Source organism: Variovorax sp. 10N420 (assembly GCF_056394705.1).
Genome location: NZ_JBFTIJ010000010.1, coordinates 67,846 through 79,941, shown reverse-complemented (window position 1 = coordinate 79,941; position 12,096 = coordinate 67,846). Strand labels below are relative to the sequence as shown.

At 65.2% G+C, this 12,096-nt stretch carries 13 protein-coding genes and 1 pseudogene; 6 read left to right on the top strand and 8 right to left on the bottom strand.

All coding sequences use genetic code 11. The annotated features are described in order from the left end of the window. Positions 1–21: 21 nt before the first annotated feature. Positions 22–1,263, bottom strand: coding sequence for a cation:proton antiporter domain-containing protein (locus AC1DEK_RS23495; RefSeq protein ID WP_478127706.1), 1,242 nt, complete (start codon positions 1,261–1,263; stop codon positions 22–24). Between the two features lie 58 nt (positions 1,264–1,321). Then, positions 1,322–2,221, bottom strand: coding sequence for a LysR family transcriptional regulator ArgP (locus AC1DEK_RS23490; protein WP_478127705.1), 900 nt, complete (start codon positions 2,219–2,221; stop codon positions 1,322–1,324). 73 nt (positions 2,222–2,294) lie between these two features. Between AC1DEK_RS23490 and AC1DEK_RS23485 the strand changes: the two genes are divergently transcribed. The 3 genes from AC1DEK_RS23485 to AC1DEK_RS23475 all read left to right on the top strand — a co-directional run bounded on the left by AC1DEK_RS23485 (position 2,295) and on the right by AC1DEK_RS23475 (position 3,834). Then, complete coding sequence (locus tag AC1DEK_RS23485) at positions 2,295–2,948, top strand: LysE/ArgO family amino acid transporter (protein ID WP_478127704.1); 654 nt, start codon at positions 2,295–2,297, stop codon at positions 2,946–2,948. Positions 2,949–3,055: 107 nt separating this feature from the next. After that, a complete protein-coding gene (locus tag AC1DEK_RS23480; RefSeq protein WP_478127703.1) occupies positions 3,056–3,472 on the top strand; it encodes a carboxypeptidase regulatory-like domain-containing protein in 417 nt (138 codons plus the stop codon). 50 nt (positions 3,473–3,522) lie between these two features. Next, positions 3,523–3,834 (top strand): hypothetical protein, encoded by a 312-nt coding sequence (locus AC1DEK_RS23475; RefSeq protein ID WP_478127702.1) that lies wholly within the window; start codon positions 3,523–3,525, stop codon positions 3,832–3,834. A gap of 34 nt (positions 3,835–3,868) precedes the next feature. Here the strand turns inward: AC1DEK_RS23475 and AC1DEK_RS23470 are convergent, their stop codons facing one another. Continuing rightward, positions 3,869–6,271 (bottom strand): phosphocholine-specific phospholipase C, encoded by a 2,403-nt coding sequence (locus AC1DEK_RS23470; RefSeq protein WP_478127701.1) that lies wholly within the window; start codon positions 6,269–6,271, stop codon positions 3,869–3,871. Between the two features lie 40 nt (positions 6,272–6,311). Continuing rightward, positions 6,312–6,521, bottom strand: a complete 210-nt coding sequence (locus AC1DEK_RS23465; RefSeq protein WP_478127700.1) for a hypothetical protein — start codon at positions 6,519–6,521, stop codon at positions 6,312–6,314. A gap of 221 nt (positions 6,522–6,742) precedes the next feature. On the opposite strand from AC1DEK_RS23465, the gene AC1DEK_RS23460 reads away from it, so the two are divergent. Beyond that, complete coding sequence (locus AC1DEK_RS23460) at positions 6,743–8,302, top strand: serine hydrolase domain-containing protein (protein ID WP_478127699.1); 1,560 nt, start codon at positions 6,743–6,745, stop codon at positions 8,300–8,302. A 7-nt stretch (positions 8,303–8,309) separates the two neighbouring features. Here the strand turns inward: AC1DEK_RS23460 and AC1DEK_RS23455 are convergent, their stop codons facing one another. Continuing rightward, a complete protein-coding gene (locus AC1DEK_RS23455) occupies positions 8,310–8,675 on the bottom strand; it encodes a hypothetical protein (protein ID WP_478127698.1) in 366 nt (121 codons plus the stop codon). A gap of 251 nt (positions 8,676–8,926) precedes the next feature. Between AC1DEK_RS23455 and AC1DEK_RS23450 the strand changes: the two genes are divergently transcribed. Next, positions 8,927–9,304 (top strand): hypothetical protein, encoded by a 378-nt coding sequence (locus AC1DEK_RS23450; protein WP_478127697.1) that lies wholly within the window; start codon positions 8,927–8,929, stop codon positions 9,302–9,304. Between the two features lie 12 nt (positions 9,305–9,316). On the opposite strand, the gene AC1DEK_RS23445 is transcribed toward AC1DEK_RS23450, so the two are convergent. Further along, complete coding sequence (locus AC1DEK_RS23445) at positions 9,317–9,802, bottom strand: hypothetical protein (protein WP_478127696.1); 486 nt, start codon at positions 9,800–9,802, stop codon at positions 9,317–9,319. A 346-nt stretch (positions 9,803–10,148) separates the two neighbouring features. Between AC1DEK_RS23445 and AC1DEK_RS23440 the strand changes: the two are divergent. Further along, positions 10,149–10,238: pseudogene (locus tag AC1DEK_RS23440) on the top strand (FAD-dependent monooxygenase); the annotation flags it as partial. A gap of 83 nt (positions 10,239–10,321) precedes the next feature. Here AC1DEK_RS23440 and AC1DEK_RS23435 read toward each other — a convergent pair. After that, positions 10,322–10,834, bottom strand: coding sequence for a tetratricopeptide repeat protein (locus tag AC1DEK_RS23435; RefSeq protein WP_478127695.1), 513 nt, complete (start codon positions 10,832–10,834; stop codon positions 10,322–10,324). 28 nt (positions 10,835–10,862) lie between these two features. Continuing rightward, positions 10,863–12,029, bottom strand: a complete 1,167-nt coding sequence (locus AC1DEK_RS23430) for a TIGR03118 family protein (RefSeq protein ID WP_478127694.1) — start codon at positions 12,027–12,029, stop codon at positions 10,863–10,865. Positions 12,030–12,096: the final 67 nt, after the last annotated feature.

The window sequence follows — 12,096 nt, the reverse complement described above, 5'->3', positions numbered from 1 at the left end:
AGTCTCCTTCTCTTTTCTCTTTCAATTCGTGGTGCCCACGGGGGCGTGGCTGCGTCTGGCAATGAGCGTGAGCAAGGGACCGGTCGCGGCGGTCGTCACCAGCGCCATCACCAGCAGCATCGTGAAAAGCTCGGCGCCGATCAAGCCCGCGTCCAGACCGACCTTGATGACGATCAGCTCCATCAGCCCGCGAGAGTTCATCAGCGTGCCGGTCGCGAGGCTTTCGCGCCAGCCATAGCCGCACACTTTAGCGCCGGCCGCGCCCCCTGCGATCTTGCCGGACATCGCCGCCAGCAGGATCAGCGCCAGCGCTCCCAGGCCCGCGCCGGCGAACGCGCCCGGGGTGGTCCCCAAGCCCGCCAACGCGAAGAAGATGGGCATCAGCACGACGACCGACAGAGGCTCGAGCCGGTCGACCAGATGCTTCAGCAGACGATCGTCGCGTGGAAGGCTCACGCCGAACAGGAAAGCGCCGAACACCGCGTGCAGGTGCAGCCACTCCGTGACCATCGCGCAGATGAACAGCCCGATCATGAGGATCGCCAGCATCATCGGAGACGACTCGCCTTCGGGCGCATGCAGGCGCAGTGCCCTCGCCAGCAGGGGTTTGACGACCACGAACATTGTCAGAACCAGTCCGACGAGGCCAAGGCTGATCCGGACGAAGCCCTCCAAACCGCTGTGCGAACTCGCAAAAGCGACCACGAGCGCCAACAGCACCCAGGCCAGGGAGTCGACCACGGCCGCCGCACCCAGTGCCAATTGCCCGATCCGCGTCTGCGTCATGTTCCGGTCTTTCAGGATGCGCGCCAGCACCGGAAAGGCCGTGATCGACAGCGACACCCCAAGGAAAAGCGCGAACGGCCAGAAAGGCAACCCGCTTGGCGCCAGTGAAGGATGCAGCACCGGGGCGATCGACAAGCCCAGAACCATGGGCAACAGCATGCTGCAGACGCCGACCCACCCCGCCGCCTTCACTTGCGCGGCGACGCCCACTGGCGCACGAAGCTCCACACCGACCACGAACATGAAAAGCACGACACCCAGCGATGCCAGGGAAGACAAACCCTGCAGCGAGGCGGGCGGAAACAGCTGCGCATGCCATTGCGGAAAGAGCGCACCCAGCACCACCGGCCCCAGAAGCACGCCCGCCGTCATTTCGCCGATGACCATCGGCTGCCCGAAGGCACGGAGCAAGAGGCCGCATCCGCGGGCGACGATCAGGATGACGGTGAGTTGCAGGAGCAGCAGCGCGAGTGACATGGGCGAAAGCGAAAAATGCGAGCCGAAGTATGTCGCATGACTCCCGCCGGAGACTCGCTCACTGGTGCGGCAAGAGGGCGCGCTGCGCGGCCGCGACCAGTTGGCGCGTGAGTCCATCGAGAAGGGCGGACGCTGCGCGGGCCTGCTGCCAGTGCAAGGGGACGTCGAGCGGGGTTTTGGGGACGAGCTCCACGAGCGAGCCGTTCTTGAGGTGCGGCGCAATCAACGCCCGAGGGTGCAGGCCCCAACCCATGCCGCCCAGCGTCGCGGTCACGAAAGCCTGCGTGGACGGCAAGGTATGACGGGGCAGTTCGACATGGCGATGGCAAAGGCGGCGCGCCCACTGTGCTTGCAGTTCGTCCTTGGCATTGAACACCAGGCTGGGCGCGCGCGCGAGGCTGCCGGCTCCCACGCCATCCGCGAAATGACGACCCATAAAGGCAGGGGTGGCGGCAGCCACGTACCGCATCGATCCCAATGGACGGCTGTCGCAGCCGACCGCAGGGCGCGCGGTGCCGGTCACGGCTGCCAGCACGGTGCCGCTGCGCAGCCATTCGGCCGTGTGGTCCTGGTCGTCGATGGCGATTTCCATGAGCACCGGCGCTTCGGCGGCGAAGGCGGCCACGGCAGGAGCGAACCAGGTCGCCAGGCTGTCGGCATTCACCGCCACCGGCAGCGGCACCCGAGTGACTCCCTCCGGCGCCAGTGCCGCGACGGCGCCTTCGAGTTCCTGCTCCATCAGGCGGACGCGATCGACGTGCTGGCACAGGCGCCGACCCGTTTCCGTGGCGCGGCAGGGCTGATCACGCACCACCAGGGCGCAACCGACGCGCTCTTCCAGCAGCCGGATGCGTTGCGACACGGCCGATGGCGTCACGTGCAGCGCGCGGGCCGCGCGTTCGAAGCTGCCTTCGCGTACGACGGCAGCGAGTGCCGAAAGCGCTGAATAGTCCAGCATGAAATTAGCAATCCTAAATTGACGTTAGTAAAGATAGTTTGTCTTCATTGATGCATGGAGGCAAGATTCCCTGATGTTGAACTTTTCCGACTCCGCTTCGCTTGCGTCCTCGGCTTTCGCGCAAGGTCTCTTCCTGAGCCTGGGACTCATCGTTGCCATCGGCGCGCAAAACGCTTTCGTCTTGCGCCAGGGACTGCGGCGCGAGCATGTGGGCAGCATCGTGTTGTTCTGTGCATTGGCCGACGGCGTACTGATCGTCGCCGGGGTTTCGGGCATGGCGCGCGCGCTGGGTGACCACCCCGGGCTGACTCGGGCACTGGCATTGGCCGGCGCCGCCTTCCTTGCCGTTTACGGCCTGCAGGCATTGCGCCGCGCGCGACACGCGCACGCGTTGTTGCCATCCGAAGGGGGCGTGCGCCTCGGGCGGGCTGCCGCGATGGCGCAGGCCGCCGCATTCACGTTGCTGAACCCACACGTCTACCTGGACACGATGCTGCTGGTGGGCAGCATCGGAGCCCAGCAGCCGGCATCGATGCGCGGCTGGTTTGTGGCCGGCGCGAGCGTGGCCAGTCTGTCGTGGTTCGGGCTCCTGGGCTACGGGGCGCGCTGGCTGGCTCCGCTGTTCACGCGAGCCAAGGCATGGCAAGTGCTGGACGCGCTCGTCGGCCTGACCATGGCCGCCATGGCGGCGTTGCTGGTTCGCGGCGTCTATGTGGGCCTCGGGTGATTGCCACGTACGTGCGGCTAGGTGGGCGCCGGGATGGCGCAACTGGCCCCGCTTTTTGAGAATCTACGCAGCGGTCCGACACCCCACCTCAATTCAAGGAGACTGGCATGCGTCTTTCATTCTTGACCCTTCCCATTGCCGCTGTTGTCTTGACCTGTGCGTCAGTCACCGTGCCGGCGCAGGATGCGCCTGCAATACCGCCCCTCCAAACACAAGGCGCTGCGAGCTTCACATGTGGCGGCATCGGACTGGGATCTTCCAAGGCGATGCTTGCTGCGCGGAAGGACTATCCGCTGTCGCTGCTTTTTGCATCGTCCAATGGCGAATACATGGCTTCCGTCAATCTGACGATCAAGGATGCCAAGGGTGCCAGCGTCCTGAGTGTTCCTTCGACCGGACCCATCTGCCTGGTCAAGCTGCCGAACGGCAGCTTCACCGTCGAAGGACAAGCGCTGGGCAAGACCAAGTCGCAGCGCGTGGCGATCGATGGCGCACCGAAGGCCGTCGACTTCACCTTCCAGTGAGCCATCGGCAAACCATTCCGCCGGAGCGGCCGGCATACCAAGGAGTCAGCATGTGGGTTCGCAGTCGTTCATCACTGGCGGTCATCGCCTTCATCACAGTTGCGAGCGGTTGCGCCAACTACAAACCCCTGCCGCCTCTCGTCGGCGGCTTCATGTCGCCCTTGGTGTCACGCACGAGTTGCATCGACGCCGTGTCCCGCGAGTACAAGGTGCCCAAGGAAAGCGTGACCCCCATCACCGATGCACAGACCATGAACGATGGGTTCTACGTCGTGACGCTCGGCATCGGCCCTGGCAAGCCCAACGTGAATTGCACCGTCAACGAGAACGGCGTCGTCTCCGACGTCATTCGGGCACGCTGAGCTGCAACCACGAGGGGCGTAGCGGCATCGCCGCTCAGAAGCGGTCTGCGAGCCCCATGGCCGGATCGCTCACCAGGTGGCGCCCGGTTTCGACGCGACCCGCGAAGCGCCGGTAGAAGCTGGCGTCCGCATCGCAGGTCACCACGAAGTCATACCACTGGCCGCTGTCGTCCAGGCTCCAGCGCATGCCGGCGTCATCGCCGCCCTTGACTCGAACGCTCCATGAACCGTCGGGGTTGGTGCCGATTCCGCCGTGGTTACCGTGATCGTCGTGGTCGTCGTGGTCGTCATGATTGTTGTGCCCGTGGCCCTTGTTGTCGTGACGGTCGCCGCGGTCGTCCCTGCCGCCGCCGGGGCCCAGGACCTGTGGCCGGGCATAGGCCTTGTTCGGCTTGACGGTAAAGCGGCAATCGCGCCGGCCATCATTGCGCAGCTGCAGGTGGATGTTGCCGCTTCGCGTGTCGTAGCCCACGCGGATCTCGGGCGCCGGCGCGCCTGCCGCGCGCAGTGCATTCAAGTCGCCCTTGAACTCGCGATGGAAACCGTTGGGACCGAGCACCCACAGGTCGTACAGGCCCGCGTTGTCGGTCATTGCGCTCCAGTAGTCGTTGAGTTGCTTGCCGGCTTCGACGGCGTAGCGGCGCGGCAGGCGGTCCGACAGGTGCAGCTTGTCGTACACATGGAAGACGGCGGCGGCACGCCCGCTGTTGGCAAAGAGCAATTGGATGCGGCCGTTGGCCGAATCGCTGCGCGCGCTGGTGTGCAGCTCATAGGGCAGCGCACGCGAAGGACGCACGCCGCTGGCCTGCACCGGCAACGTGGGATCGGCCGGTGGCACGATCTTCGGCAGTGCTTGCTGTTCGGCAGTCAGCGCATCGGCTTCTTCCTTGGTCTTGCGTCCGGCCAGCGTGGGCAGCGGCTCGTCGTTGGGCCGTTCGAAGTTGAAGGCGCTGGTGAGATCGCCGCAGATCGCGCGGCGATAGTTGCTGATCTGCGGCTCGACCACGCCGAAGCACTTCTCGAGAAAGAGCAGCGTCGAAGTGTGATCCGAGACTTGCGAGTTGACCCAGCCGCCGCGGCTCCAGGGCGAGACCACCCACATCGGCACGCGCGGCCCTGGACCATAGGGCCGTCCGTCGGCTGCGGGCTGGCTCGTGGTCGCTGGCGCGAAGTCGTGATATTCGACCGCCACGTCCGCCTCCGCGAACGTGTGCGCGCCGGACAAGGAACCATCGGCATTGCGCGAGGGCACCGCAGGCGAGGGCAGGTGGTCGAAGAAGCCGTCGTTCTCGTCGAAGTTGACCAGCAGCACGGTCTTGCTCCAGACCTCCGGATTGGCGGTCAGTGCGTCCAGCACTTGCTGCACGTACCAGCCGCCCTTTGCCGGACTCGACGGTCCGGGATGTTCGCTGTAGGCGGAAGGTGAAATGATCCAGGACACCGCCGGCAGCGTGCCGTTCTTGATGTCTTCGCGAAAGGTTTCGAGAAAGCCATACGGCATGGTGTTGCCGAAACCCTTGGCGAGCGGGCTGAGCGCGTCGTCGACCACCGGGTCGTAAAACGGGCCGGCCGCGGTGACGGGCTGCGTGATGTCCGTTGCCGCGACGTAAACCGGACGGCGCGTCGGCGGCATCTGCTCGATGGCGGCGCGCCAATGGCGAAAGCCCATCATCTCGTTGCAGCCGTAGTTGTCGATCAGGCTCTGGTAGACCTTCCAGCTCACGCCGGCCTTCTCCAGGCGATCGGCATAGGTGGTCCACGTCCAGCCGGCCGTCGAGGCGCCGATGTCGTTGCCACCGTTGAACTGGTTATTCAACCCGGCGACGCGGACCTTGCTGCCATCGATCGGGCTGATGCCGTTGGGGCCATTGGTGCCGCTCCAGTAGAAGAGCCGGTTCGCGATCGTGCCGGTGTGCATGCCGCAGTGGTAGTGGTCGCACAGCGTGAAGGCATCCGCCAGCGCACGCTGGAAGGGGACTTCCGCAGTCTCGTAGAAGCCCATGGCCAATTGGCCCTTGGCATCGGGCCATTTGTACATGCGGCCGTGGTCCCATGCCGCCTGCGAGTCGGACCAGGAGTGCGGCGTGCTGCCGGCGCGCTGTGCATTGCCTTTGCTCGCATCGAGGTGATAGGGCACGAAGGTGCTGGGCGGCGTCGTCTTCGTATAGGTCTGCGAAAAGACGTTCTTGCCGTTGGGCGACGGGACTGCAAAGCGGTCGCCGAAGCCGCGCACGCCCTTGAAGGTGCCGAAGTAGCTGTCGAAGGACCGGTTCTCCTGCATCAGCAGCACGACGTGCTTCACATCCTTGACGGTGCCCGTCTCGTGGTGTGCAGGGATGGCCAACGCGCGGCGGATGCTGGGCGGAAAGGTCGCCAAGGTAGCGGCGGCAATGCCGGTGCCAGTGGTGCTTTGCAGGAACTTTCGTCGTGTCGTCATGTGTTTGACTTGGATTTCTTTGGGAGTGATGGCGCGAGGGTCAGGGGGCGTAGCTGACGTTCGGCTGGCTGGTGTCGGATGAGGAAGCGGCGGAATCGGTCTTGCTCGGCGTGCTGCTGCTGGCGGTGGTGCCGGTCGCAGCGGTTGCTCCGCCAAGGGCGCTGCCGCCGCCATCGCCGCCACAAGCGGTCAGGGCGCACGCCAGGATCGAAAGCGCGACAGGTGCGCGCAGGACAAACCACGGGTTCATAGTGGGGTACTCCATAACTTGGGCGTGCCAAGACTAGGCGCGGACCGTGACGCCGCGATGTAAGCACGATGACACGCCCCCGTCTCAGAAGGCGCTGAACGAGCCCCGGTGCGGGCGTGTTGCTCAAGGGCCCTGCCCGCGAGGGCAAACCCTGAGTCCTCCGCTGAAGCAATGTCCCGGTTGTCGTGGAGACTCACGGTCGAAACAAAAAGGAGAAGCTCATGAAAAGGCCGGTGCGCATCGCACTCGCGGCGATGGCAGGGGCGCTGATGGCGCTGGCGTTGGTTTCGTGCGGAGGTGGTGGTGGAGGAGGAGGCGGCGGGCTCGCTGGCGCGGGATCCGCCGGGTCAGGAGCGACCGCTTCCCAACTGCCCGCGCGCGACGCGTTGATCGCACGCGCCCGGAGTTTCGAGATCGACACGCCCTACGTTCCGCCGCCGGGCGATCCGCTGGAGCACAACACCGCCGGGTTCGCCAAGACGGTGTGTTCCAACGTCTTCATCACCGGCATGGATCCGGATGTGGCTGCCGAAGCCACCGGGTATTTCACCGGGCCTTATGCGCAGCGCAGCAAGGTGGGAAAGCCGGTGGTCGACCGCGCCAACAAGGAAGTGCGCATCACCATGCCCAACGGCAAGACGCTGACCGCCAGGTATTACGGCTCGCAGGGATGCGTGACGCTGGCGCCGGGCGCGAGGGAGGTGTCCTTCAAGCCCGAGACCGTGACCAGCGCGCTGCCCGATCCCGCCACGCAGCCGTGGCCGATGGGCGACGTGCTGCCGACCGACCGCGCCACGGGCATCGACACGGCGAAGGTCGATCAGGCGATGGCCGCGCCCTTCGAGGCGTCGGGCGCATACACCACCGCTTTCGTCGTGACCTATAAGGGACGCATCATCGGCGAGCGCTACGCGAACGGCGCGACTGCGACGACGCCGCTCGAATCCTGGTCGATGGGCAAGAGCGTCACGGCCACTCTGATGGGCATTCTCATTAAGCAGGGGGTCTATACGCTGGACCAGCCCGCGCCCATTCCCGAATGGCAAGCCCCCGGCGACAAGCGCCAGCAGATCCGCATCTCGGACCTGCTGCACATGTCGAGCGGCCTGCGCATCAAGGCGCCCAACGATCCGGACTTCGACCCGAACGGCACCTACCCCGATCACATCTATTTCTACACGGGCCGCATTGACGCCTTCAACTACGCGGCAACTCGACCGCAGCAATGGCCGCCCAACACCATCGGCCGCTATCGCAACACCGATCCTGTGCTGGCCAACTACCTGATCCGGCTTGCTGTCGAAGCGCGCGGCGAGGACTACCTGTCATTTCCGCAACGCGCGCTCTTCGACAAGATCGGCGTGCGCTCGATGAGCATTGAACCCGACCCCTACGGCAATTTCCTCACGCAAGGCCACGACTTCATGTCCGCACGCGATTGGGCGCGCCTGGGCAATCTGTATCTGCAGGACGGCGTGTGGAACGGCGAGCGCATCCTGCCCGAAGGATTCGTCAAGTTCGTGAGCACCGTCGCGCCGGCGTGGGCGGCCGACAAGCGGCCCATCTACGGCGGCTTCTTCTGGATCAACGGAATGGGGCAGTGGCCCGTGCCCGCGTCGGCCTACTACATGCTCGGAGCAGGCGGGCAGGTGGTGATCATCGTTCCCTCGCATGACCTCGTGGTCGTGCGGCTGGGCTACGACAAGGGCGAAGCGCTGTCTTCGCAGGGCGTGCAGAAGGCGCTGTCACTGCTGATGCAAGGCATTGCGCCCTCACAGTAGGTCGTTGTCAGCGCGGCGGCGTTGGCGAAGGCGCCTTGTCCGGATGCGTGATCGGTTCAGGGTCGGAGGGGCCGGGTTCCTTGGGCTCGGCATGGGCCGGATCGTACGGTTGGCGCGCGGCACGTTGCGCGTTGGCTGCTGCAGCCGGACTCGGATGGGTTTCCAATGCCGGCGCCTTTGGCGCCGCCGCGTCCTTGGCCCGCTGCGGGGCCGGAGCAGGCGATTCCTTCGAGATCTCGGCGGGCTGCGATGGCGCTCCCGGCGCGGGCGGTTGCTGGGCGAACGCCAGCGTCATGGCGAAGAACAATGGCGCGAACGCCAGTCCGTTCTGGTTTTGAAGATGTTTTTGAAGATGTGCGAAGCTGATGGTCATCACAGTGCTCTTCCATTGGATTGCAACACTTTTCAACAGCAATAGCGCATCGAGCCGCCAACGGGCGTGAGCCCTCGACCCGCATCGGCGTAGGCGCCTCGCGCGCCGTGCGCGGAGGCCGGCCCATGCACATCCAAGCGAGCCGGCGCCTACACGGGCAGGGCATGACGGCTGATCAATCAGCGGCGCTAACGAAGCGATACACAACCGTGCACGACCGCCGCTCACACACTCACAACCAGGACGACATCATGGAAAGCAATTCATCGAACACGCGCTCAGAGACCATGGGGACCACGGGCGCAGCCGGTACTCAAGAGGACCCCGTTCGCCGGGCAACGGAAGACGCCGACAGCATGGGCCGCAAGGCCGCGGACGCGGCTCAGGGCTACTTGCAAGATGCCCAGGCCAAGGCGAGCGCGGCAGCTCAAGCCGGCAAGGCCTATGCGAAGGACGCCGTCAACGCGGCCGGCAAGAAGATCGACAGCATGAAGGGGCAGGCGGTCGACCTGAAACAGCGCGGCATGCAGTTCGCCTCCGACGAGCCGATGAAGGCCGTGGTCTATGCCGCAGCCGGCAGCGCGGTCCTGACGGCGCTATTGCTGTCGCTGATGCGCGGGCGCCGCTAGCGGCCGGGGCCGCTACTGCTTGCGCCAGCGCGCGACGAGACGCTTGATCGCGCGCGCGCTGCCCTCCGGATCGGTGCCGATCGGCCGATCGCGGTACAGCCCACGCAGCTCCGCAAGTACCTCGTTCAGGGCCGCCAGGTTGCGCTCGCTGTAGTGCCAGGTGCCGCTGACCACGAAGTGCCCAGGGATGGCACATGGCTTCGGCGAGACCTGAACGTTCTCGATGCCGATGCGGTGCATGGTCTCCACGCGATCCGCCGAAGGGTTCGACAGAAGCCCCGCCGGGCGCGAGAACGCAAAAGACACCGCCTGCACCTGCTGGACCTGTTCGGCGACGAAGGCGCAGATTTCGAGAAAGATGAGCCGGCTGAGATGCCGGCTTTCTTCCAGGCTGAACAAGGGCGGCGTGAAATGCTCGACCCATATCTCGTTGCCGGACGAACTGACTGGCACCGGGTCGACAGTGCAAACCAGGACCTCCCCGTCCAGGACCAGCATCGGGTCGCCCAGGCAGTACCGAGCCCCTCCAGGGCCAGTGATTCGAAGCTTATTCACTGTCTGTGGCGATCGCGCCCGGCCCTGTTCTCCGGTTTCCGCGTCGCCGCCTCCTCACTCGTGTCGTTGGCCGCGAATTTAATCCTGCCACGGACGATACGCCTTCGCCTGCGTGACAGGATGCTCTCGCTAACCCGAAGCTGGCCCGAACGAGTGCCGGGGTTGCGGATGGCTGGGGTAAACCCTCAAGCCGAGCAAGCTGTCTGCGCCTCAAGCAAGTACATGCAATGAACCCTCAGGTCCTCATCATCGGCGCGGGGCAGCCCGCTGGTGTTCTTCCCGATCGGACATGGTCGCTTTCGCGTCGTTGCATGTGCACAGTCCGGCCGGTGGTCAAGGCATGAACACCGGCATGCAGGACGCGATGAACGCCGCCGCAGCGACTGCACGAGGTCCTCGGCACCGGCAAGTTTGCGGTCTTGTCCGTCGGTACCCCGACTGTCGCCGTGAGCAGTGGAAGCATCACGTCCCGGTCTTCGCCGCGCGCTGGCTCCGGTACTTCGCGATCTCGCCCTTCAGGTCAGTGAACTCTTCGCACGGGAGAAAGCAGAGCTTGTCGAGCACCTTGAGTTCCTGCTCGGCCCGTGCGAGGTCACCCATCTGTAGATAGGCCTCGCCGAGGTATTCGTGCGCGCCCCTGTGCTTCGGGTTGATCTTCAGCGCCTTGTCGTAGGAACTCAGCGCGCCCTCGGTATTGCCCAGCTTGCGTTGCGCATGGCCCAGCTCGTTCCACGCGTCGGCGTCGCCGGGACTGCGCGCGACGTAGGCGGTCATGTGGGTCTGGACCTGCTGCCAGTCCTCCTTGCCGACCGCCGCCATTCCTGCACGGAAGTCCGGGTCCGGGTTGACGTTGACGGCTTCGCTGCCCCCACCACCACCGCCTCCTCCGCCGCCGCCACCACCACCGGCCGCCAGCGCGGAAAGGCTGAAGGCCAAGGACAGGCTGGAAATCAACATCACGACTGCATGTTTCATGGTGAGTTTCTCCTTCACAACACGAGATTCAACGGTTGTCGATGCGGCCATAGACGCCATGGCTTCCTCCGCCGGGGCCTGCGGCAAAGAATAGTGTGTTCGTGGGCTGGTTGTCGATGCCATTGCCGAAGGCAATGCCTTTCAAGCCATCAACGACGACAGGGCTTCCTGCCGCTGTCGAGAGCGTCCCCATGAACGCACCGTTGGTCGCGTTGAACGCATTGATCGTCCCGTCACCGGCATTGGCAACGAGCAAAGCGTTGCTGAAGGGACCGAAGTCGGCCGGCGCCATCGCCATGCCCCATGGCGCGTTGACCGGGCCGCCCGGCGGAACGAGGCGGCTGACGAGCCGGCCGGCAGTGTCGAAGACGTCGATGGCTCCAAGACCGGCTCCCGCGATGGGGTTGGCCGCTTGCGCGTCCTGCATGGCATAGCTCACGTAGATCAGGCTATTGATCGCCTGGACGCCGAATGGCGCGTAACCGGCCGGCAATGCCGGGTCGACGAAGGTGCCCGCGACGCGGGTCTGCTTGAAGGTCGAATCGAACATGTCGACTCTCGCGTGGCGGAAATCCGCTGCGTACAGAAAGTCCGCGGAGCCTTGGCTGGCGATGGCCAGGCCCGTGTAGACCGCGCCCGCGGGTCCGCTGTCGAAAACCGTGACCGCGTGAGTCATATCGACACTGGGCGACCAGCCGGACAAGGTGCCGCCTTGTCCCGCGAAGATAAAGGCGCTCGCGCCGGTGACGCCGTTTTGCGTGACCATGAAGTTCTGGTGGCCGTTGAAGACAATGCCGGTCGGCATCGCATTGCCGGCAGCGCCTGGCGGTATCGATACGACCAGCGATTGCGCAACGCCGTTGCCGTCGTAGAGGGTGGAGGTCGATGAGCCATTGTTCGCGACCCAGGCGAATCCCTTGGGGTTGAAGGCCACGCCCCATGCGTTGACAAGGCGTGCATCGCTGCTCGAGCTGCCGTACAGGTTGTTGGCCGCGGAGAGATCGGACACGAGGTTGGTCGCGGCATAGCTCATGCCGGTGGTTGGGCCCATGCCGGTTGCGGTGCCGGTGCCCATCCCTGATCCGGCGCCTGGCACGAACGGGCTGCCAGAGTAGCCACCACCGCCTCCGCAGGCGGCCAGCAGGAACGCGCTCGCACAGGCGAGACCGTACAACTTCAGGCGATTGGCTCTCATTGCGCATCTCCTTTGGGACGGGGCTCGGTGTATTCCGGGCCGGCGCCGAAAGGTTCATGCCGCCATC